Here is a 22,555-nt window from a genome sequence, read left to right as displayed (position 1 = left end):
AATTTTCAAAGGTATTATTTTACACTACGGTTTTACCATGAAACACAACAAATCGCTAAACACATTGGTTTTATATATATTATATTTCAGGTCGATAACCTCTGTAACTAATTGATTTAACGAACAAATATATGTTTTTTATATATTTGGTTGTTAAAATTTTAGTTAAAAAAGTATGCTTGTTTTATAATACAATCTGTTCCATTATTGCTCTTTGTGTTTTTTGATATCAATGAACATCGTAATAGTTCTGAAATTCTTATTCCTTTGAACGCACTACTTTAATAGCGATTCAACTTTATACTTTACAAACTTTAAGAACTTTAAGAACTGTTCACTTTACAAGCTCATTACTACCTATAACACTGGACCCTTTCTGTTGGCTTTTTTCAAAGAGTGTAGCTTTTTGTTTTGCAATCTTTTTAGTTTTGAACTTTTAGTGGGTTTTGTTGCTTTGCGTTTTTTGGGTGGTATAAGAGCCTGATGCACCATGTTGTTCAATAAAGAAATAGCAATCTCTTTGTTTTTAAGTTGCGAACGGGTTTGTTCGCAACTTAAAATCAGGATGCCATCATTGTTTATTTTCGATGCCAGTTTTTCTGAAAGATGTATTTTTTGGGGCAGGGTTAACAAGGCAGAGTTCATAATATCAAAATGCAGGATAACTTTGGTATTTACCTTATTTACATTTTGTCCTCCCGGTCCTGAACTCCTTGCAGTTGAAAATTTTATTTCGGAACTAAAGTCTTGCATATGTTTATGCTTTAAATACAGAATTGGCGCTGTGTTGCTTCATTCTCATGTTGGTACGGTACATCATTAATATTAATAATGGGAAAAAGAAAAACAATACCCAGTTAATTTTTACCATTAAAATAAAATCATACAGCCCATGGAAAAAGAAAGGGACAAAAAATGACAAAGCTAAATAAGGCATACGTTTAGCAACGATAAACCTTGCCATACCCAGATAATAGCCCATCATAATACCAAACATGGCGTGTGCCGGTACTGCAGTAAAAGCACGTGATATACCCGTCCCCATGCCATTAGAGAATACATACATAATGTTTTCTACCAAAGCAAAGCCAAGGGAAACAAATACAGCGTATACAATACCGTCAAAGCGCTCGTTAAAATTAGGGTTTTTCCATATGAGTATATAAACAGCAAGGAGTTTAAAGGCTTCCTCGCATAAAGCAGCAACCAAAAACGCATTACCAAAAGCTATTCCGATTCTTTCGTGAAAGATAAGGGGGAGATGAGCACTTATAAATTCTTCAGCAAAGATGATTGGTATAACAATAACCATCCCTCCAATTAATCCTTTTATCAATAATGAAACAGGTTCTTTTTCATATTTGTCTCGATAGTAAACATATATCAGGATAATAAAGACAGGGGCAATAGCAATTAATAACAAATTCATTTTTTATGATGAGTTTAGATCAGGTGTGAAGATAATAAACAATGATCAATTACCAAGTAACGGATATTGTTGGTAAAGCGTTTTAATAGCGTTTTTGCTTACTTCTTTAGGGCATAGCCGTCAGGCTAAGGTTTTATAATACCTATTGTAGAGACATAGGCTCTATACATGGTGAACCAAAGCGAGATGGGAATTATCATCATCTTAGTATGAAATCCTCAAGTGTTCGAAAAGATATTTTTGTTGTGATAGTAGCAGAACAGACCGGAATCAAATCGTACAGAAAGCACCGTTCACCCTGGTCCAAGGTATCACCTGGGATGTATTTTACAATGCTTTATCTTGTGGTTGGGGAATTTTATTCAACTCAGTGGAGTTGCGCATTATAAGTTTTTTTAATTTTACCATACAATAATACTAACAGATCGTTAGACTTTAGATAAGAGACTTATTTGCAAGATTCTTAAAATCAGATTTTTATCTAACTTAAGTTGATTTATTAAATATCTCATAATCTTACACTTATAAAAAAATCCTAACGATCTATTAAGTAGTATAAACAGATGATAAAAAAAGCTGCAGATATAATAAAGAATTCAAGCAATTGTATTGCTTTTACAGGGGCTGGGATTTCAGTTGAATCTGGGATACCGCCGTTTAGGGGAGAGTCGGGTATCTGGAACAGGTACGATCCTGAGTTGTTGGATTTGGGATATTTTCATAGCCGGCCAGCCAAATCGTGGGAAGCAATACGTGAAATATTTTACGACTTTTTTACGGAGGCCAGACCTAATGATGCCCATTTGGTATTGGCAAAACTGGAAGAGAAAGGGGTTTTAAAGGCTGTGGTTACTCAAAATATCGACAACCTTCATTTTGAGGCAGGCAGTAAGGAGGTTTACGAATTTCATGGAAACTCTCAGCAATTAAAGTGTATAAAATGTGGGAGTATGTATCCTGCAAAAGAAGTAAATCTGAAAATGATTCCTCCCAAATGTAAAAAGTGTGGAGGGGTGCTAAAACCTGATTTTATATTTTTTGGAGAGGAGATACCTCCTGTTGCTTATTCAAAAAGTTTTGATGCTGCAAGAAAAGCAGATGTAGTTATAGTAATTGGTTCAACAGGGGAGGTGATGCCTGCCTGTAATGTTCCTTTTGAAGCGAAAAGAAATGGAGCTGTTATTATTGAAGTAAACCCAGGAGAATCCAACTTTACCCATCAAATTACAGATGTACATATTAAGATGAATGCGGGTGAAGCTATGAGGTGTATTGGAGAATTGGTTATTGGTCATTAGATATTAGTCAATAGACATTAGTCATTAGTTATTGGTCATTAGTTATTAGACATTTATCATTGCAGCATTGTTAGCTATCAGCCATCCGCCACCAGCTATCCGCTACTCGCTATCAGTCATCCGCTATTTGGTACTCGCTATCCGCTATAACCTACTCGCTATCCACTACCAAAAACCTACTATTACACCTTTGTTAGTAAAATATCCACATAAATTATTACATTTGCGCAGATTTTAAGTTCTAATATAAAAACTTTTAAAATGAAATTATTAGAAGGAAAAACAGCAATTGTAACTGGTGCTGCAAGAGGTATCGGTAAAGAAATTGCTTTAACCTATGCAAAACACGGATGTAACGTTGCATTTACTGACTTAGTAATAAATGAAGCGGCTCAGGAAACTGAAAAAGAGTTAGCTGCCTTTGGAGTAAAAGCTAAAGCTTATGCTTCTGATGCAAGTAATTATGAAGATACTCAACGTGTAGTAAAAGAAATTGTTGCAGAGTTTGGGCGTGTAGATATTTTGGTGAACAATGCAGGAATTACCAAAGATGGTGCTTTAAAAAGAATGACAGAACAACAGTGGGATATGGTAATTGCTGTAAACCTGAAATCTGTTTTCAACTTTACACAAGCAGTTCAGCCTATTATGTGGAAACAGGCAGGCGGTAGTGTTATCAATATGAGCTCAGTGGTTGGTGTTTCGGGAAATGCAAACCAATGTAACTATTCTGCTTCTAAAGCAGGTATTATCGGTTTTACAAAATCAGCAGCAAAAGAAATGGGTACAAGAGGTATTCGTCATAATGCAATTGCTCCTGGTTTTATTATTACTGAAATGACAGGTGTATTACCAGAAAACGTTAAAAAAGAGTGGGAACAAAAGATTCCATTGAGAAGAGGTGGTACTCCTGAGGATGTAGCTAATACATGTGTATACTTAGGGTCTGATCTTTCAGCTTACGTATCAGGACAAGTAATTAATGTTTGTGGTGGTATGAATATGTAATATTTTACATACAAAACATATAAAAGGGTATCCGTTTGGGTACCCTTTTTTTGTTAGTCAATAATCTATTTTGTAATATTGGTGTTCTATCTTAATACATATATAACTAATGAAAAATTTTACATATCAGGCAGGAACCAAAATTATTTTTGGTAAAAACCAGGTCAATAACCTTATTGATGAAGTATTGTGCTTCTCAGACAGGATTTTAATTACTTACGGAAAGGGTTCTGTTATAAAAAGCGGATTATTGGATAAGGTAAAAACAGCTTTAAACGAAAAAGGCGCATTTTACAAGGAATTAAGTGGCATCTTGCCCAATCCACGCTTGTCAAGTGTAAAAGAAGGAATAAAGATATGCCGTGAGAATGATTTAGGTTTTATCCTGGCTTTAGGAGGGGGGAGTGTTATAGATGCGTCAAAGGCCATGGCAGCGGGTGTGTTATATGAGGGTGATCCCTGGGATTTTTATTTGCGAAAAGCAGCGCCGGATAAAGCTTTGCCACTAGGTTGTGCGCTTACATTAGCAGCTACCGGTTCGGAAATGAACGGGAGTACGGTGGTTTCAAATGATGAAACACAGGAAAAATTGGCTACGGGTAATGATTGTTTGCGCCCTAAAGTTTCAATGCTTGATCCTACCTATACTTTTACGGTTAACAAATGGCAATCGGCAGCAGGTACGGTCGACATAATGAGCCACATTTTTGAGCAGTATTTTACACCTGACCCGGGAACGGATATTCAGGATGGTATTGCTGAATCCATTTTAAAAACATGTATTAAATATGGTCCGGTGGTTCTCCAGGATCCGGAAAACTATGAAGCCCGTGCTAATTTAATGTGGGCATCCAGTTTGGCACTGAACGGTTTAACAGGTACCGGTAAAATGATGGGCGATTGGGCTACCCATATGATAGAGCATGAGGTAAGTGCCATATATGATTTGACACACGGGGCTGGACTGGCAATTTTGTTCCCTTATTGGATGCAGTTTGTTTTAAATGATAAAACTGCCTTTAAATTTGCCCGTTTAGGAAAAAATGTTTTTGGAATTGAGGGTTCTGATGATTTGGAAATTGCCAAAGCAACAATTGATGCCATCAGGTCATTTTTTAATTCTCTGGATATGCCTTCCTCTTTGTCGCAAGTTGATATTTCAGATGAACATTTTAAGGTAATGGGAGAAAAAGCCTGTAAGTTTGGGCCGATAGGTTATTTTAAAAGGTTGAACCACGAAATGGTGACTCAAATTTTGAAAATGGCAAAATAGCCTTAGGCAGGATTTTTGTTGTTAAAAATATCATAAAATACTATGGCTTAAAGGGAATTACTGTTATGTTTTTCCTTTAAGCTGCTACTTTCAAACTTTTATTGATGAAACGAGCGTATCTATTTATAATTTCAGCAGTGGCAGTTTTTGTGTCCTGTTCAACATATGAACCTCTGAGTATTGATGTGTTGATTCCGGCAAAACATTCCCTTCAACCGGAAATAAAATCGGTGGTGCTGATAGATAATTCGCTTTTGTTCAGGGGGGAGAAAATCCATGAAATCATATTACCATCAGAATCGTATGAAGTAGATACCATTTGGAAAGATGACTTTGCTCAGATAGCGTTGGATGGTTTGAAATATGAGCTGGAACAGAGGAGTTTTTTCGATTCTGTATATGTTCATCCGGATCCGTTAAAAAGGAGTGGTTTGGTTAAGGGGCATATTACCTGGGAAATTATTGATGCCATCTGTAAAAAATACAATGCCGAAGCAGTTGTGTCTGTTGACGATTATTTGTACCATACAAAAATTGAAGTAAAAAAAGTACATGATGGTAACCTCTTTGCATTGATGGATGCCAGCGCCGCAGTGCTTTTAAGGACTTATAATAGTTTGAACCGTACGGTGGAATATAAAGAGATTCACAGGGATACTATTTCGTGGGATGCTTACGGTGGCTCAATGGCCTATATTGCGGCCCAGTTGCCGCCTCTTAAAAGCGCTTTGGCTGATCTGGCAAATTATATGGGCGAAAAGGCTGCTGATGATATTGCACCATACTGGCAGGAACAAAAGAGGGGATTCTACAATTCCGGAAATATTCAGTTTATGCAGGCGACAGAATATGTTCGTTCAGAAAATTGGGGGGAAGCCATTAAAGTATGGAAATATGTATTCGACCATGCCAAAACAAAGGTTAAATCCCGTGCTGCATATAATTTAGCTTTGGCCTCTGAAATACTTGGTGATTATGAATCGGCTAATTACTGGATAAATGAAGGTCTTGGTTCTTTGTCGGGTTCGTCTGGTGGACAGGTTAATGTAGAGAAAAAACGGCTGAAGCTATATTCTGTTTATATGACCCAAAGATTAAAAGTATTGGATGAACTAAAAATTCAAGTTGGGGATGGTGAGTAAATATTAGTCAATAGTCATTAGTTAGTGCTTGCAAGAAAACTGCTGAAATTTTTGTTAGCCCACCCACACCCCTCAGTCTCCCGAATACAAGTTCGGAACAGGCTCTAAGGGGGAAGTTGCTTCCGCACAGTGCGTTGGAGTTTTCCCCTTTAGGGAATCAAAGGGTGAGCGTAGGAATCATGAGTTTTCTTACAGGAACTAGTTATTATTCATTAGTTATTTGTTGATTGTTTGGGGTTAGTAGAGATTTTATTTTTTTTAAAAAACAAAAAAATGAACAGATGAAATGGACTGGTCCTGGTTAGGTTAAAACATTGTGGTATGAGATATATCTTTACGTTCTCTATTATTCTTTTTAGTACATATATAAAAGCCCAATACATCTCTGATTCAGGGGCTTTGTTTTCCGGTTTAGTATATAATCTGTCAAATACAGATACCGTTTTTGCATATCATGAAGAAAAGAAGTTGATCCCAGCCTCTTTAACTAAAATTGTAACTACAGCTACGGCTCTTGAAGTTCTTGGAGCTGATTTTCAGTTTGAAACAAAGGTGTGTTATTCAGGAACCGTATCTAATCATGTTTTATACGGAGATATTGTAATAAAAGCTTGTGGAGACCCTACTTTGGGTTCTAAATATTTTGAAGAAACAAAGCCTTCATGCTTTTTTGAAGCCCTGAGTAAAGGGCTCCAAAAGGAAGGGATAACCAGAATTGAAGGAATCATAAGGGTTGAATCCAGTTCGCCCGGGTATTCTTCGCCAAGGCTTTGGGAAGATATTGGTAATTACTATGGTGGTTTTCCTCATGGTTTTAACTGGCGCGACAATACGGTGAATGTGGTATTAAGTTCATCCGCAGTTGGAGAAACTTGCGTGGTTAAATCTGTTGATCCGGATATTTATCCTTATGCCTTGCAATGTGATGTTGTTGCAGCCTCTCATAGTAAAGATAGTGCCTATGTTTATGGAGTTCCGGAAATCAATAAATGGTGGATAGAAGGATCTATCCCGTCCCATAGATCAGCCTTTAAAATTAAGGCAGCGATGCCCGATCCGCAAAGGGTATTTGCCCGGGAATTCTCGGAATACTTAATTCATCATGGAATTGAAATAGCAAATGAGATGTTGGTGGATTTTAAAGCCCAGGAAGAGGAAACTGACTTATTCAGTTATTTCTCACCAGATCTTTCTGAAATCATTCGAATTACAAATCAAAAAAGTAATAACCTGTTTGCAGATGCCTTGTTTTTAGTCCTGGCAAAAGAGTATACCGGCAAAGCAAGTTGGGATAACGGGATTCTTGCCATCCGTGGGTTTTGGAAAGATAAAATAGAGTTCGATCAGTATTTTAGATTACGCGATGGTAGTGGTCTGACTCCGAAAAATTTAATTTCACCAAAGGGCATGGTACAATTGCTTTCCTGGATGAAAAGGGAAAGTGTTTGTTTTGAAGTGTTTAAAGCATCCCTTGCCGTAGGTGGTGTAAATGGCACTTTAAAAAGTGTATTTAAACACCCTGATTTACAAGGTAAAATCATTGGAAAGAGTGGTTCGATGGAAGGTGTATTGGGGTATTGTGGCTACGCAACATTGGCTTCCGACGAAGTATGTTCCTTTTGTGTATTAGCAAATAATTATCTGGTTGAAACAAAAATTATAAGGGGAGAATTGGATGACCTGGTTACAAGGATATTGATAAAATAAAGGAAGAACGTAGTATTTAGATAGAGAAAAAAGATGATGTGGATTATTGTGTTGGGATTAGTATATTTTTTTGCACCATTGGGGATACTGTGGCTGTGTTTTAAATATAAATCGGTAAATAAGGCAGGATCGGTTCTGATAGCCTATGTGTTGGGTATTTTAATGGCTTCTTCAGGTTTGTTGGTAGGAGAAGAAATTGAGCGGCTTCAGGAATTTATGATGTCCTTATGTATTCCATTGGCAATACCTTTGTTATTGTTTTCAAATGATTTTAAAAAATCACTTTTGCTGGCGCGTAATACATTCTATTCATTGGTGGCTGCCCTATTGGCTTTGTTGATTGTTATTGTTGGTGGCTATTTTTTGTTTGGTGGCAGTAGAGTGGAATCTTTGCATAAAGTAGCTGGTTTGTTATGTGGTGTATATACAGGTGGAACTCCGAATCTGGCTGCCTTAAAGATGGCTTTGGATATTGATGCCCCAACCTATATATCGGTACACACTTATGATATGTTGTTTTCTACTTTGCACTTGTTATTTATTATTGCTGTTGGAAAAAAGATGTTGGGTTATGTTTTACCGGCTTTTAAATCTGGCTTAAATGTACCAGTGGCTCATCAAATAGAAGAGCGAAAAGAATTATTTGGGGGTATTTTAAAAAATGAATATAGAAAGAGACTGCTGATGGCCCTTGGCTTTACTTTTGTTATTGTTGCAATTGGGGGCGTTTTAATGATGCTGGTTGCAGAAAAGTCGCAAATGGCTGTTTTTATACTTACAATTACTACATTGGCCATAATGCTGTCTTTTAATAATAAGGTGCGTGACATTCCTAAAACCTATGATTTGGGCATGTATTTTATTTTGGTTTTTAGTGTTGTTGTAGCATCAAAGCTTAATATTTCGGAACTGAGCAATATTGATTTAACTTTGTTTTCCTATGTGGGGTTTGCTGTTTTTGGTTCAACCCTCTTACATATAGCATTTTCTAAATTATTTCATGTAGATGTTGATACAGTTATGGTTACTTCGGTGTCATTAATTTGTAGTCCTCCTTTTGTGCCGGTAGTAGCCGGGGCAATCAAAAATAAAGAGATTGTTGTGCACGGAATAACAGTTGGGGTTATTGGTTATGCTATTGGTACCTATCTTGGGTATGTGATGAGTGAGTTTTTGCTGTTGTTGTAGCGATGTCATTACTTTCTGCCAGCTTGTGTTACAAACACTAAAAAATTATTGACTAAAATATTTGTAGCGAGGAGGGTTTAGTCATAAAAAAAGGCTGCTCAAATGAACAGCCTCTTGATATTATTAATGTCTTGAAATGTTAATTTACAGAACAGGTTCCTCGTCAGAAAGATCTATTGGTTCAATAGTGGTGTTGTAATTTCCATTGATTGTTATAATGAAGTCATTTAAGGCATCAAAGAAACCTGTTAACTCATCTTCAACAAATGTTTCCATAGAAACAGGTGAGCCATCTTTAAAAATCATCCTGAAATCAAGATAGTAGTCATTTTCTGTATAAGTAACTCCATCCCTTGTATAGCTGTAAGGATCTTCAACAGTGTATGGTTCAAGAGATGCAATCATTGTGTTGTCTGCTGTGTAAACAAGAACAAACCTGGCGTTTTCTTTTACTGCTTCAACAAGGGTTTCTGTTTCTAATTTATTGATTTCATCAGGATAATTACCCCACTCATCTTCGTCAGCTTCATGAGCTTTCTCAAACGCTTGTTCTGCATCCACAATGGCCTTGATATCAACTTCACCAACAGCTTTTAAATTCATAAACTGAATATAAGCATTTGAGTTGTTGATAATCTCTTCAACGTCTGTTTCGTTATCTAAGTATTCATTTACATAAGTATTGTCAGCAATATTTTCCGATGACCAGTCGCCATTGGCTTCTGCTCCGAAAGCAATTAGGATAGTGCTGCCATTTTTAAAGCTGTAATCAAAACTTGCACTCTTGTTAATAGAATGAGTAAGAGATTGGTTAAAAGAAAAGCTTCCAATTTCTAATACGTTTTCAAGCAAAGTAGGAGTCCCGTCAGCGGCATAGTCGGCTGTTAAAGTATAGGCCATTATCTCGCTGCCCTCATACTTTAATGTAGCTTTTAAACCAGTAGGAACTTCTATAGAAGTAAACATTGAAAATTCTTCTCTTGGTGAAGTAATTTCTTTAACGGTAAAACTACCAATGGTAATTTCAGCAGTGTTTGATAAATCACCTTCTTTTCCTGGGAATTGGATAACAATGGCATCTGCATTTTCGCTTTTAATAAATTCCCCGGAAGTCAAATCATATGCGTAAGTAGCACATTGAGCTGCAAAAGAATCACTAAGCGCTAACCCTTGTTCTGTAGTAGCTTTTAATAAACCAAATACTTCAGCTGAGCTTTTTGAGTCGTTGGCAATAATAGATGCAGCCTTTAAAGGTACATTGTAAGTACCGGCAGGAGCGTCCGCTGATCCGCCAAAAAGGTTAGCCATTTCCATTAAAACATCAATAGCTTCTTCGTCTTCAAGCTGGTCAATGTTTTGAACCAGGGCAATACCTGCATCTTCAACATCTTGTTTCGAATCTTCAGCAGTTAGCTCCGAATACTCTGATTCAAAAACATCTTGCAGCTCATCAGTTGTGGTTTCATCTTCACAACTGGCAAAAAATAGTACTGCAAATGCAGCAACCCAAATGTTTAAATTCAAAAAATTTTTCATTTGTTAGTAAATTTAATTGTGTGTAAATAGTGGCCTAATACTATTTAAATTGTGTTTTAGTGCTTTGTTACGGAAGAGGTTTGTAAAGGTTATAGGGTGGATGTAGATAATATTTTTTAAATAATAGAGAGGAATGTTTGTTTGTAAGGCGGAGTAATTTATTTACAGGGGATTGTATAAGAAGTTTATTATTCTGTTATTTGTGTTTTTTAGGGAAAATACTTTGATGAGCTATATAAAAATCAATATTTTACTTCTTTTGTCGATTGTTCATATTGCTGTGTTTGGGCAGGATCGTTCCTATCGTTTGTTTGGTCAGGTGCTTGATAAAGAGTTGCTTGAGCCTGTAGTGAATGTACATGTTTTGGTTGTGGGTACAAATATTGGAACTATTACGGATGCGGAAGGGAAATTTGAGATAGATCTTATCGATAGGGAAGGAGTGAGGTTGCGTTTTTTTCATACAGCCTTTGAAATGCTGGAAATGGGTTTGGATGCAGCTGACAGAGACTTGATCAAGGTGTTTTTACAAGAGAAACAGTATCAAACACAGGAAATTGTGATCCGTGCCACTAATGAATCGTTGGTGCGGGGAAGTGTTCCCGGAAAAATGGTGCTTAAGCAAAAAGAAATACTAATAACCCCTGCTTTGCTGGGAGAACCGGATATAGTCAGATCATTGCAATTGCTTCCAGGTATCCAGTCAGTTAATGAAGGCAATTCTGGTATTTATGTGCGAGGTGGGTCTCCAGGCCAGAATTATATTTTATTTGATGGGATTGAGTTAATGAACCCATCTCACCTGATGGGGATTTACTCGGTATTTAACCCTTATTTAGTCGATAATGTTGCCTTTTATAAGGGTAATGCCCCGGTTGATTATAATAATAGGCTGGCATCTTCCATTGTTGTTAATTCTATTGATAATAAAAAAGGCGATTATAATTGGGTTGCAAACATAGGTAATCTGACATCGAATATTTGTTATCAGGGTAAAACCCGGAATAATAAGTGGTTTTTTCATGCGGGTTTCAGGAGGAGTTACCTTGAAGGCATCCGATTTGTGGCAGAACAGTTTATTGAGGATGAAGAAAATTATTTCACCAGTAATAAATTTAATTTCTACGATTTTAATGGAAAGATAAAGTATCAGGGAAAACAGAGTAGTGTTACATTGGCATGGTATTCGGGTGGTGATGTTTTTGAATTTGCCCAAAATAGAAACAAAATTGCTTTGGATAATAAATGGGGAAACCAGGGTGCTGTGGTTCTAATTAAGCATTTGTTTGGATCCCGGTTTTCAATGAATTCTAGTCTGGCCTACTCTGGTTATAAAAGTGACTTGAATTTGGGTATACTCGAACAAAAGCTTTCTTTTAATAATAGATATAGTCATGTTAAAGCACAAACCGGTTTTGTTTACGATGCTGATAAGCATGTAGTGAGATTTGGATTAGCTGCCCAGTGCCGGCAAATAATGCCGCATAGTCTGGATCTGTCTTTGGGGAGCGGTGTTGATGATGCCCGTATTGAGTACCTGCATCGTATTTTTGAGGTTTATGCGGGCGACGAATATCGTGTTTTACCTCGGTTAGATGTGTATTTTGGTGGAGGAGTGCAGTTGTATCAACATGCAGATAAATTGACCAATGGCTTTTCTGATGACAAGGCCTATAGTCAGGCTTTGGATAAAGCAAGGTTTATGTTTAAAGGCATAGTTAACTTTACTTACCTGCTTACATCACATTCGTCAATTAAAGGATCTGTAGGGTATGTGCCCCAAAACATTCATTTAACTTCAATTGCTTCTATACCGTTGCCATCTGATGTTTGGATGCCGGCTACAGGTAAAGTGCCTGAGGAAAACGGGAAACAACTGACTTTAGGATATTTTAAAGAAATAGATAAGTGGGATGTTGAAATGGGAATAGAGGGTTATTCAAGGTGGCAGGAGAACCAATTGATGTTGAACGTGAATTTTCAGGGCGATGAAATAGTGGACTTTGAGGATAATTTCTTTAAAGGGGAAAGTAAGGCATATGGGATCGAGGTTTATGCAAAAAAATCATACGGTAAATTTAATTCAAATATATCATATACCCTGGGCTGGGTGCAGCAGCGGTTTGATGAACTTAATGACGGGAAGTGGCATGATGCTAAGTATGACAGGAGGCACGACCTGAATGTGCTGTGTAGTTACAGGATAAATGACCGGATTGATTTAGGCGGCGTGTTTGTTTATGCTTCAGGTAATAAAACAACCTTACCGGTTGGTAGATATTGGATGATGGGGGATATTGCCAATGATTATGAAGGTATCAACAATTATAGGATGCCTGGATATCAAAGATTTGATTTGTCTGTAAATTATAAGCTTAAATCAGATGTGTTTAAGGAGTCAGTGTTAAATTTTTCTGTAATTAATGTGTTTAACAGGAGTAATCCTTATTTTATATATTATGATGTTTTAGCTGGCGAAGGGAGTTATGATCTTGATATCAGTGCCCGTCAGGTGTCGTTATTCCCTATCTTACCTTCAATAAGTTGGAAATTTAAATTTTAGCAATGGGTAGAAGTATTATAGTATTTGGTTTTTTGCTTTTGTTAATATCCTGCTCAAAGGAAATTAGTATTGAACAACCCGGGTATGAGTCTAAAGTTGTGGTTGATGGATGGATATCCAGTGATAATTATGCCTATGTTATACTGACTAAGAGTTCTCCATTTTTAACGAATTACGATTCTGCTGCCATTAGAAATACGTTTTTAAATTATGCCAAGGTTACCTTAACTTCTTCTAAAGGGGAGTCAGAAATTTTGACTTTGTTCAGAAGGGAAGAATTTTTTCCTCCTTTTGTTTATAGGTCTGTTCAAATGAAAGGTGAAGCAGGATTAGAATATCAATTAACCATTGAGGTGGAAGGTAACAGGATAGAGAGCAACACTTCAATACCCGATCCGCCAAAAATATTAAAGGTTAATATGCACCAGAGTTCAGATACAACTATGTACATATCAGCCGACCTGGAAGATGATGGTGGTGGAGTGGATTATTATTATTCGCAAATAAAAATTATTGGTGTGGATAGAAATTTCCATTCTTCTGCATTTCCTTTGTTTAATGATGTTGGGAAAAACGGGGAAGTATTTACTAAAAATATATACCGGAGTGTAGAGCCGGATCCTTTAGGGCTTAATAGCTCTGATTCTTCCAGAAACCTTCCTGTATATGAGTTTTATGATACAGATACAATAGGGTTGAGGATATCAGCTTTGGATCAGGCTTCATTTAACGTATTGTCGGATATTTATATGGACCAACAAAATTCATCTAACCCATTTTCGTTTATAAATAAAAGTACCAGTTCAAATATTAATGGGGGAATTGGTCGGTGGACAGGAATGGGTACTGCTGAATTTATATTAGCACAATAATTAATTTTAGATTATATTATAAAAGCTTATTTGTTCAAAATTTAATTCATCAAACCAGGTAAGTTTGCCTTGATACTACTTTTTAAACATAGAATACCTTTGGAGTTATAAATTACAATGAGATGAAACTTGATATAGTCATTATTCAGTTAGACATTGATTGGGAAGATTTTGATGCTAACCAGCGAAAAGTTGAATCACTAATAAACGATTGTGAAGAGGGTGTGGATCTGGTTTTATTACCCGAAATGTTTTTGAGTGGTTTTTCAATGGATGTAAACCGTATTGCCGTAAAAGAAGATGGAGATGAGGTAAGGTGGCTTAAGAAATGTGCCCGAAAAAAAGGTGTGGCCATAATGGGTAGTCTGGCTGTTAAAACAGGAGATGAAGTATATAACAGCGCATTGTTTGTGAATCCTCTGGGAGAAGTTTTTACCTATAATAAGCGGCACCTGTTCAGGATGGGGGGTGAATCCAAAAGATTTTCAAAAGGAGATAAACGTGTGGTTATTGAATATAAAGGCGTAAAAATATTACCTTTGATATGTTATGATTTAAGATTCCCGGTTTGGAGCCGTAATCAGAATGATTATGATGTGATTATTTATATGGCTAACTGGCCCAGATCACGGCATGAAGTGTGGGATGTTCTGTTAAGGGCCAGGGCTATAGAAAACCAGAGTTATGTTATAGGAGTTAACCGGATCGGTACTGGTGGAGGGATCTTTTATTCAGGAGGGTCTAAATTGATTGATTTCAAGGGTGATGTGTGTTTGGATATGGATGAGAGCATGATGATCTCCGAAAAAATTTCTATCGACATAAACAAGAAAAATTCATTTAAAGATGAATTTCCAGTATATTTGGATTCTGACCTATTTAATATTATAGAATCATAGGTATATCAATTGAAACAAAACCTTATGAACACAAAAAATATGAGCTACATTCTATGTTGTAATTAATTAATTAAAAATGAAGTATTTTAAGGTAAAGGTTGCTAAGGAAAAAGCCAGGTTTTTTAAAGAATTGCTCAATAGTCTTGAGTTTGTTGAATTTAAAGAAGTGAAAAGCTTTGAAGAAGAACCTCCTTTTATAGGAGCAAGATCCAGAAGGGGAATGAGTTCTTCAAAAGCTATGGAAGAGAAGATTAATTCAGTAGAAAACAGAAGGAAATCATTAGAAGATATCAGGAAGGCAATGGAGAAAATTGATAAGTTAAGGGGTAGGAGCTGATAATTTGTTGATTGGGCATGGTATTTGTTGGGTATGTGGTTGTATACCTGTAAATTGTCTGACTATGAAAACAAGAATTCAATCATTTTTAGCAGTATTTACTTTATTAATTGCAATAAATATTTGTGCAAATAATAAAGTAAATAGTTCTGATACTAATAACTTATTGTTTGAGAACGATAGTATCTATGAAACCGTTGATAAAGTGCCGGTTTATAAAAAGAGCCGCGGAAATATACAGAAATATCTTGCAAAACAGTTGAAGTATCCGGTGGATGCCTTGGCGAAAGAAATTGAAGGAAAAGTATTGGTTTCGTTTGTGGTTACCAAGGATGGAGAGTTAGCTAATGTAGAATTGGTTAAGGGACTTTATGAAAGCATTGATAAGGAAGCGCTGAGGGTAATACATTCTTTAGATAAATGGAAGCCTGGAGTGGTTAATGGAGAAGTGGTTCATACAAAAGTTACTTTACCTGTACATTTTTATATCTCTGACGAAAGCCGGTTGATAGCACAACAGATTAAGCCTTTTTATTTAAATGATAGGGCACCCTTATTTGTTATTGATAAGAAAAAAGTGACAGGGGTTACTACTTTGGAATACTTTAATATAAAATCTATCAGGGTAATAAAGGGCTCGAAAGCAGTTGAGTTATATGGTGATGAGGCACAAAATGGGGTTCTTGTAGTTGAAACAAAAAAAGGAACGGAACCCATATACAGGAGATATTAACCTGCAGATTTTTAGGGGTGCAACGAGGTGCTTTCTAAAATTTGAGTTTACTGCATAAAAAAGAGATTATCCATACGGGTAATCTCTTTTTTATGTAGTATTAACCTGGGTTTATCCTGCTTTATGCTTTAAACATTGAAACTCTAATGCTAATTTAGCCGTTCAACAACATCTTCAACTAGTCTGACCTCAAGTTTTAGGGCATCAACTGCCTGCTGGTATTTTACCGAAGCTTCCTCTACTAATTCTTTACCTGAATTTAACTGTTCCGATGAATTTTGGATATGCCTTACGATATTGGAAATTTCCTTTGAGTATCTTTTCGTTTCATCCGACATCTGCACAATCTCGCTTGATATTACTTTAAAGCCACTCCCTTTTTCACCAACATATTGGGCTTCGATAGATGCATTGATACCCATTATCTTAATCTTGTCCGACATTTCCTGAATGAAGTTTACAATTTGGTCTGTTTCTCCAATTTTTTCGTTGGACCGGCCTACTTCATGCATTAATCTGTTGGTAAAATTAGTAAGATCCATCTGCTGTTGCGAAAGATCAGATATTTTTCTGGTTAATTTATCAACACGTTGTATCAAAGCATCACCAGCTTCTTTTCTCCTGCTGATATCTGAGTCGACAGTAACAAGATGGATAATTTCTCCATTCTCGTCTAAAACAGGTGACAATGAAGTGTGTGTCCATATTTCCCTGCCTGAAGGTGTAACGTTAATGGCCTCATAGGAAGAAGGTTTTTTGGTCTCCAGGCATTGTTCAATACACTTTTGAACCAAAGGGTTAAAGCTTGTTTGAAGAATGTTGTTTCCCCTTATCTTAATAAACTGGTCAAATGTATACTCATACATACGGGTAAAACCATCATTGAGCCATTGTATGTTCCCTTCCGGGTCCATTATCATAATGGCGTTGTCAGTTTGTTTTGCCACAATGGATAGGCGTTCCATTTCAGCTTGTTTGGTATTTTGCTGTACAAATGTGGGATTCAGATCTTCTTTTTCATCATTTTCTTTTGAATTCTCAAGTACATTGTTTTGCTCTTTTAGTTTTTTGTTTTTTAAAACTAACCATATAACAAAACATACTAATCCCAATGAAATAGTGTATAAAAATTGCAACATAGGTGGTAAATATTATGGTAATGCGGTTGCAAATATATATTAAAATCATAAATGCCCCTATAAAACTAGGGGTAAAATATGATATTTGTCAATATTTGTTTATTGAAGGCGTTTTAGTGCTTACAACAGTTCGTTTTTTAGTGGGGATCAAAAAAATAACAGAACATCATGTTAATACTTTATTTTTGCTAATTGAATAATAATAATTCATTCTTCAGCAAAATAAAAATAAAAGTAAGTGTTGAATGTGTTTTCTTTGTCATGAAAGAAAGTGAAACAAATTTGAACTAACAGGTGTTATACCGTGGTATTAATAATTGATTGCTTTTATTAATTGTGCCAGGGTTTTATACCTTATAAAATATATGAGAAATTTATTAATTGTTATATATTTCTTTGTTTTTACCAGTCTCGCTGTAGCTCAGGAGAAATCCATCGGAGGTACTGTTAAAGATATAGAAACAAAGGAACCAATTCCTTTTGCTAACATATATGTAAAGGGGACAACTCAGGGTACCATGACTGATACTACGGGTTTGTTTATGTTTGCCTTTATTGGTGATTCAATTACAGTATCTGCTGTAGGGTATGTAAAACAAACACTTAGAATAGATGGAAACAAGCGCGGTTTTAATATCGGTCTTGCGCCTGAAACAGTGGAACTTAATGAGGTAAATGTAAAGCCATCTGATGAGCGTGTTCGTTGGTTGCTTAAAAACTTAACGGCAAATAAAGAGCGCAATAACCCAGAGAAATACAACCGCTACTCATATGAAAAATATACCAAGTGGGATTATGTGTTAAACAATGTCCAAAAGGGTTTGCTTAATTCAAACGTTTTTAAAAATCATCAACATTTATTCCAGAAAGCTGGCGATGGAAGTTTGTATTTGCCTGTATATTTCTCTGAGCAATTAGTTTATAATGAATTTCAGAGAAAACCAGAAAAGCAAAAATCTACCGTATTGGCCGACAAAACTTCAGGTTTAGGAGTTTTAAACAGTTATGAGTTTAGTGGATACACCAGTGGATTAAATGTAAGCCATAATTTTTACGATAATTATATTAAGTATTACGAGCAAAATTTTGTAAGTCCCGCAGCAAACAATGGTTGGTTTTATTACCGCTACTATTTAGGTGATAGCACCTTGGTTAATGGAATAAAACACTACAAAGTGTTGTTTTATCCACGTAGAAAGGGTGAAAATGTTTTTGAAGGATATATGGTTGTTGACGACAAAAGATTTGCTATTCAAAGGGTTGAGGCCAGGTTGTCGGGAGGGAACCAGCTTAACTTCATCAAGAATATGAGTGTTGTCAGCGATTATCAGGTAATTAATGATACCATAGTGTTTTATAAAAGCAATAAACTACAGGCTGAGTTCGATTATTTACCGGTTCAGGGGGATTCCACAAAGCAGCGCCTTGAATTGATTTTTAGTGAGTCTTCGTCATATGATAAGGTTACTATAGAGCCAAAGGAAGAGATCGTATTAACAACTAAGAGTATCAATTATGAATCTGTAAAACAGATGGATTACCGTAAGCGCGATGCATCTTATTGGGATAAATACAGGCATAATAAACTTTCGGAAGAAGATCTGAATAAATATGCGATAATTGATTCAGTGAATCAGATACCCCAGGTTAAATTAGCAAATGATTTGGTTGAGATGGGTTTGAATGGTTATCTGGATATTGGTAAATATGAAATAGGCCCTTATACTGACTTTGTTCAGTCGAATGAAATTGAGGGGTATCGTTTTTATTTTGGAGGAAGGACAAGTTCTGAAATTAGTGAAAACTGGATGTTGTTTGGGGGTATGGGGTATGGTACAAAAACCAAACAGATATCGGGAAGAGGTGGCGTTGGCTATAGGTTTAAAACAGCCAATAGACGGGTTTTTAAAGTAGAATATGACGATAGGTATATTCGTATGGGAGAAAACAGGAAAATTCTGTATCTGTACGAAAATATGCTTAGCCCTTCGGAAACGAATCTGGTATCCAGTATTTTGTCCAGGGACAAGTTTGATGAACTATATCGCCAGCAAGGGATTCATTTGTCATATGATCATGAGTGGCGTACCGGAATTAGTACCGGATTCAATTTGGATTACAAAAAACAACACTCACCGGAGTTTTATCCATTTGTTATGGATGGTGAACCTGTAAGTTCTGTAAAAGCATATGAAGCTGGTCTTAACTTGAGATTATCATGGAAGGAATCGTTTATTGATGATGGTTTTATGAGGTTCTATGTGTCAACAGATTATCCGATAATTAATATGGCAGCCAATGTGGGCAGGGTAGAGTACGGAAATGTTAGTGATTGGTATGCTAAGATTCATGCAACCATTAAAGCCCGCAAGTATTTTGGTATGACTTATTTTAATTATGCGGTTGAGGCCGGTAAGATATTTGGCAAGCTACCTTATACCATGCTTGAAATACCTAGGGGTAATGAAACTTATGGCTATTACCGATATGATTTTAACTTAATCAATTATCTTGAATTTATCCACGATTCCTATGTTCATACGTATTTGGATTATCATATGAATGGTTTCTTTTTTAATCGCTTGCCATTATTAAAACGTTTAGGACTAAGAGAAGTGGTTTCTGCTAAAGGAATGTTTGGGACATTAAGCAGTGAACAATTAAAAGGGATTGCCTTACCCCTTGGAGCCGGGTCTGCAGACGGTACTTATTTAGAAGTAGGGGCGGGCTTAGAAAATGTTTTTCGTTTCTTCAGGGTAGAAGGTGTATGGAGGGTTACTCCTAAATCCATTCAGGGAGTTCCAGATTTTGGGATCAGGGTTTTATTTGAGATTAAATTGTAATAGGGTAGGGGTTATTTAGTACATTAATGCGTTAAGTTTTTGTAAGTGTTTAATCTTTAGGATTTTAATATTAATAAAGAATTTTATATAAGATATTGGAATCCAAGCTATTGACAAATAAACTAATGACCAATGACTAAAAACTAACGAACTATTGTTAGTATTTATTTAAGAATTAAAATCAAAAGAGCCCGGCCATTAACTTGCCGGACTCTTTATCTAAATTAAAAAACGTATTATAGTTTTATATTAACACCTCCCATATATATTCCACCTGTTTTATCAGTAAACATAAATTCCCGGTTGGTATTGTTTGTTAAATTACGGGCATTGACATATATCTGCATCCAATTGTTTACCTGGTATGATGTTTTTAAGTTAAAAGAAATTTTTGGATCAATCTCTACATTCATAAATGACCTTCCTTCGGTGTAAAACGATTTTTGTTTGCTATAACCATACACAGAAGTATTAATATTCCATTTCTTAGAGGGGGCATAATTAAAAGATGCTCCTCCAAAAAAACTTGGCGTATATTGGTGTTCCATGGAAATATATGCCGGATCCTGGTTTAAGGTCATAGGATCAATGGCTTCTCCTGTTAATTCCTGGTAAACGGTTGCATCGCTGATTTTAAAATCGTCAAGGTCGGTTTTTTGGTATGTGGCAAAAATAGCTGCGTTAAATTTATGGCTCATAACATACTTCAAGCTGGCTGTAACCCCAAACTGCGATGATTTCAGATCCATGTTCTGCATCGATTCTGTTATTGTAATTGAGCTGCCTGGTTCCTGATTTATTTCTTCTTCAGGTGCACTTCCAGTTTCTTGTTCCCCGGGATTTCTTTGCTCAGAAACCAGTTGTGAATAGTTTTTAGATTTGTTGTAGAATACTGAAACATCTGCATGAAGGTTTTTCATGAAGTTATGACGCACCCCTAATTCCAACATGTTCATTTCCTGTGGTTTTAGATTTTCATTTCCAACCATGTTTAATGATAGGCTTGTGCCCTCTTCATTGGTTTCATTTGCTGGCATAAACATTTGTATTGACTTATCCATATAAGTATTCAGCACGAAAGGACTTGAATTTGATTTAGAAGCAACCATACGTATTAAAGTTTTGTCACTTGCCTTATAAGAAGATGCAAACTGGTATGAGTTGTAGCTGCGTTCCGGCTTATAAAAATATCCCTGTAACCAGGCTCCCACAATCCTTAGTCTTTCAAAGGCAGTATAATCAAGGCGAAGGCTACCTTGTATTGTTCCCAGCTCTGCTGAACCATTCAATAAACCAGTGTTGGCTTCTACATCAACGTAATCTTCATCAGAGTAATACGCATAGTTCGCTGTAACTCCAGGCCTTACCACAAGGTTCTTGTATTTGAAGTTATAACCCATTTTACCTATTGCTTCTTTGTAGTCGTACTCATATCCAGGCATTCCTTTTATAGCATTAAGATTTCCTGAAAGTAACGAGAAATGACCATCGAAATTTCCAATGTTAAGGTTCAAACTGTTGCTGAATGAAGACGATTTTCGTGTTGAAATAACTGAACCTACATCCATATAGGCAGTTTGAATTGTTGAAGCCTGATATGATCCCCTATAAGTTAACTCTATATTATCGGAAGGGTGGTAGCTTATACCAATATTAAAAGCTCCCTGATCCTTGGCAAGGGAATAGTCATTTGTAAACTCTGATGCAATATAATTGGTGTCCTTTATGGCGTTTTGAGCACCTACTTCTTCTCCGCTAACCTCTTCATTAAGCTGGGGAATATAATAAGTATCTTGAAAACGATCTGAATTGGTGTAATTACCAGAAAGGTTAAAGGCCCAATTTTCATTTTTGTAGTTAAAAGCTCCACTGGCAATTTTCGTATTGTTATTTCCTGCCTGTATATCAAAATCGGTTTGGAAACCATCCTTATCTGCTTTTTTTGTGATCAGGTGTATCACACCTGAAACTGCGTTAGGACCGTATAATGCAGCGGAGGGGCCATATATAATTTCTATCTTATCAATGTCATTAACCGAAATTGGAAGGTTTTCCCAAAATGTAGCCCCCAAAAAACTGTTATATACGGGTCTGTTATCTATCATTACTAATGTGGTAGAATTTACAGAGTTTGACAAGTCAGATCCTGGAGCAATAAAATCATTTCCTCTGATATGAACATCGTAATTCCCATTTGTTTTTTCCCTTACAATAAAGCCTGGAGCCAATTTAAGTGCTTCTGGAATTGAACGGGCCCCTGATTTTTTTAATTCATCAGCAGTTATCACAGTTGTTGCTAAGGGAGATTGGAATACATCTTCTTCCATTTTTGATGCGGTTGACTGCGTTGGATTTAGCAATAAATTATATAATTCCTGTACAGATGATAATTTGAATTTCTTAACCAAAGCTATCAAATCCTCAAACGGCAACTGAAGTAAATCATCTTGCGTATAATTCTTCATTTGTTCCAGTGTGAGTTCGTTTATATTAATGATTGGTTTTTCTTGTTGTGCATTTATGTGGTTTGAAAATATTCCAAGCGCCATAACTGCTACCATATACTTGAATAATACGTTTTTCATTAG

17 protein-coding genes are annotated in these 22,555 nt (G+C 36.2%); 12 read left to right on the top strand and 5 right to left on the bottom strand.

The annotated features are described in order from the left end of the window. Positions 1-357 precede the first annotated feature (357 nt). Both arfB and OM074_RS04775 read right to left on the bottom strand, forming a co-directional pair. Positions 358-753, bottom strand: coding sequence for an alternative ribosome rescue aminoacyl-tRNA hydrolase ArfB (gene arfB, locus OM074_RS04780; protein WP_301198152.1), 396 nt, complete (start codon positions 751-753; stop codon positions 358-360). Between the two features lie 4 nt (positions 754-757). Beyond that, on the bottom strand, positions 758-1,429 hold the full coding sequence (locus OM074_RS04775; RefSeq protein ID WP_301198151.1) for a PrsW family glutamic-type intramembrane protease: 672 nt from the start codon (positions 1,427-1,429) through the stop codon (positions 758-760). A gap of 563 nt (positions 1,430-1,992) precedes the next feature. Between OM074_RS04775 and OM074_RS04770 the strand changes: the two genes are divergently transcribed. The 6 genes from OM074_RS04770 (at position 1,993) to OM074_RS04745 (ending at position 9,045) form a co-directional block, all read left to right on the top strand. Beyond that, positions 1,993-2,727: an SIR2 family NAD-dependent protein deacylase gene (locus OM074_RS04770; protein WP_301198150.1), complete on the top strand. Its 735-nt coding sequence runs from the start codon at positions 1,993-1,995 to the stop codon at positions 2,725-2,727. 261 nt (positions 2,728-2,988) lie between these two features. Beyond that, the gene (gene fabG / locus OM074_RS04765; protein ID WP_301198149.1) at positions 2,989-3,735 is read left to right on the top strand and encodes a 3-oxoacyl-[acyl-carrier-protein] reductase; all 747 of its coding nucleotides are present in this window, start codon (positions 2,989-2,991) and stop codon (positions 3,733-3,735) included. 109 nt (positions 3,736-3,844) lie between these two features. Further along, positions 3,845-5,008 (top strand): iron-containing alcohol dehydrogenase, encoded by a 1,164-nt coding sequence (locus OM074_RS04760; RefSeq protein ID WP_301198148.1) that lies wholly within the window; start codon positions 3,845-3,847, stop codon positions 5,006-5,008. Positions 5,009-5,112: 104 nt separating this feature from the next. Further along, positions 5,113-6,150, top strand: coding sequence for a DUF6340 family protein (locus tag OM074_RS04755; RefSeq protein WP_301198147.1), 1,038 nt, complete (start codon positions 5,113-5,115; stop codon positions 6,148-6,150). Between the two features lie 321 nt (positions 6,151-6,471). After that, the gene (gene dacB, locus OM074_RS04750) at positions 6,472-7,857 is read left to right on the top strand and encodes a D-alanyl-D-alanine carboxypeptidase/D-alanyl-D-alanine endopeptidase (protein ID WP_301198146.1); all 1,386 of its coding nucleotides are present in this window, start codon (positions 6,472-6,474) and stop codon (positions 7,855-7,857) included. A 33-nt stretch (positions 7,858-7,890) separates the two neighbouring features. After that, on the top strand, positions 7,891-9,045 hold the full coding sequence (locus tag OM074_RS04745; RefSeq protein ID WP_301198145.1) for a DUF819 family protein: 1,155 nt from the start codon (positions 7,891-7,893) through the stop codon (positions 9,043-9,045). Positions 9,046-9,189: 144 nt separating this feature from the next. On the opposite strand, the gene OM074_RS04740 is transcribed toward OM074_RS04745, so the two are convergent. Beyond that, a complete protein-coding gene (locus OM074_RS04740; protein WP_301198144.1) occupies positions 9,190-10,581 on the bottom strand; it encodes a hypothetical protein in 1,392 nt (463 codons plus the stop codon). A 226-nt stretch (positions 10,582-10,807) separates the two neighbouring features. On the opposite strand from OM074_RS04740, the gene OM074_RS04735 reads away from it, so the two are divergent. From OM074_RS04735 to OM074_RS04715, 5 genes are all read left to right on the top strand, one after another. Then, the gene (locus OM074_RS04735) at positions 10,808-13,144 is read left to right on the top strand and encodes a TonB-dependent receptor (RefSeq protein WP_301198143.1); all 2,337 of its coding nucleotides are present in this window, start codon (positions 10,808-10,810) and stop codon (positions 13,142-13,144) included. Between the two features lie 2 nt (positions 13,145-13,146). Further along, positions 13,147-14,016 (top strand): DUF4249 domain-containing protein, encoded by an 870-nt coding sequence (locus tag OM074_RS04730; protein WP_301198142.1) that lies wholly within the window; start codon positions 13,147-13,149, stop codon positions 14,014-14,016. Positions 14,017-14,138: 122 nt separating this feature from the next. Next, positions 14,139-14,915, top strand: coding sequence for an amidohydrolase (locus tag OM074_RS04725; RefSeq protein ID WP_301198141.1), 777 nt, complete (start codon positions 14,139-14,141; stop codon positions 14,913-14,915). A 76-nt stretch (positions 14,916-14,991) separates the two neighbouring features. Then, positions 14,992-15,252, top strand: coding sequence for a hypothetical protein (locus OM074_RS04720; protein ID WP_301198140.1), 261 nt, complete (start codon positions 14,992-14,994; stop codon positions 15,250-15,252). A 64-nt stretch (positions 15,253-15,316) separates the two neighbouring features. Further along, a complete protein-coding gene (locus OM074_RS04715) occupies positions 15,317-15,985 on the top strand; it encodes an energy transducer TonB (protein ID WP_301198139.1) in 669 nt (222 codons plus the stop codon). 149 nt (positions 15,986-16,134) lie between these two features. Here the strand turns inward: OM074_RS04715 and OM074_RS04710 are convergent, their stop codons facing one another. Continuing rightward, positions 16,135-17,124: a methyl-accepting chemotaxis protein gene (locus OM074_RS04710; protein ID WP_301198138.1), complete on the bottom strand. Its 990-nt coding sequence runs from the start codon at positions 17,122-17,124 to the stop codon at positions 16,135-16,137. Positions 17,125-17,489: 365 nt separating this feature from the next. Between OM074_RS04710 and OM074_RS04705 the strand changes: the two genes are divergently transcribed. Further along, positions 17,490-19,967 carry a DUF5686 family protein gene (locus OM074_RS04705; RefSeq protein ID WP_301198137.1) on the top strand — a complete coding sequence of 826 codons (2,478 nt, stop codon included), beginning with the start codon at positions 17,490-17,492 and terminating at the stop codon, positions 19,965-19,967. Between the two features lie 236 nt (positions 19,968-20,203). On the opposite strand, the gene OM074_RS04700 is transcribed toward OM074_RS04705, so the two are convergent. Continuing rightward, a complete protein-coding gene (locus OM074_RS04700; protein ID WP_301198136.1) occupies positions 20,204-22,552 on the bottom strand; it encodes a TonB-dependent receptor plug domain-containing protein in 2,349 nt (782 codons plus the stop codon). Positions 22,553-22,555: the final 3 nt, after the last annotated feature.

Origin of the sequence: Plebeiibacterium marinum (genome assembly GCF_026013615.1) — a bacterium.
Lineage (GTDB): Bacteria > Bacteroidota > Bacteroidia > Bacteroidales > Marinilabiliaceae > Saccharicrinis > Saccharicrinis marinus_A.
The sequence above is the reverse complement of the archived record's forward strand: the minus strand, read 5'-3'. Positions and strand labels throughout refer to the sequence as shown.

What these genes read in the sequence shown, in the direction of transcription:
- OM074_RS04740 (WP_301198144.1), bottom strand. Translation starts at nt 10,581, where the DNA reads ATGAAAAATTTTTTGAATTTAAACATTTGGGTTGCTGCATTTGCAGTA.
- fabG (WP_301198149.1), top strand. Translation starts at nt 2,989, where the DNA reads ATGAAATTATTAGAAGGAAAAACAGCAATTGTAACTGGTGCTGCAAGA.
- OM074_RS04770 (WP_301198150.1), top strand. Translation starts at nt 1,993, where the DNA reads ATGATAAAAAAAGCTGCAGATATAATAAAGAATTCAAGCAATTGTATT.
- OM074_RS04730 (WP_301198142.1), top strand. Translation starts at nt 13,147, where the DNA reads ATGGGTAGAAGTATTATAGTATTTGGTTTTTTGCTTTTGTTAATATCC.
- OM074_RS04775 (WP_301198151.1), bottom strand. Translation starts at nt 1,429, where the DNA reads ATGAATTTGTTATTAATTGCTATTGCCCCTGTCTTTATTATCCTGATA.
- OM074_RS04725 (WP_301198141.1), top strand. Translation starts at nt 14,139, where the DNA reads ATGAAACTTGATATAGTCATTATTCAGTTAGACATTGATTGGGAAGAT.
- OM074_RS04710 (WP_301198138.1), bottom strand. Translation starts at nt 17,124, where the DNA reads ATGTTGCAATTTTTATACACTATTTCATTGGGATTAGTATGTTTTGTT.
- OM074_RS04720 (WP_301198140.1), top strand. Translation starts at nt 14,992, where the DNA reads ATGAAGTATTTTAAGGTAAAGGTTGCTAAGGAAAAAGCCAGGTTTTTT.
- OM074_RS04705 (WP_301198137.1), top strand. Translation starts at nt 17,490, where the DNA reads ATGAGAAATTTATTAATTGTTATATATTTCTTTGTTTTTACCAGTCTC.
- OM074_RS04700 (WP_301198136.1), bottom strand. Translation starts at nt 22,552, where the DNA reads ATGAAAAACGTATTATTCAAGTATATGGTAGCAGTTATGGCGCTTGGA.
- OM074_RS04755 (WP_301198147.1), top strand. Translation starts at nt 5,113, where the DNA reads ATGAAACGAGCGTATCTATTTATAATTTCAGCAGTGGCAGTTTTTGTG.
- OM074_RS04715 (WP_301198139.1), top strand. Translation starts at nt 15,317, where the DNA reads ATGAAAACAAGAATTCAATCATTTTTAGCAGTATTTACTTTATTAATT.
- OM074_RS04735 (WP_301198143.1), top strand. Translation starts at nt 10,808, where the DNA reads ATGAGCTATATAAAAATCAATATTTTACTTCTTTTGTCGATTGTTCAT.
- OM074_RS04760 (WP_301198148.1), top strand. Translation starts at nt 3,845, where the DNA reads ATGAAAAATTTTACATATCAGGCAGGAACCAAAATTATTTTTGGTAAA.
- dacB (WP_301198146.1), top strand. Translation starts at nt 6,472, where the DNA reads ATGAGATATATCTTTACGTTCTCTATTATTCTTTTTAGTACATATATA.
- arfB (WP_301198152.1), bottom strand. Translation starts at nt 753, where the DNA reads ATGCAAGACTTTAGTTCCGAAATAAAATTTTCAACTGCAAGGAGTTCA.
- OM074_RS04745 (WP_301198145.1), top strand. Translation starts at nt 7,891, where the DNA reads ATGATGTGGATTATTGTGTTGGGATTAGTATATTTTTTTGCACCATTG.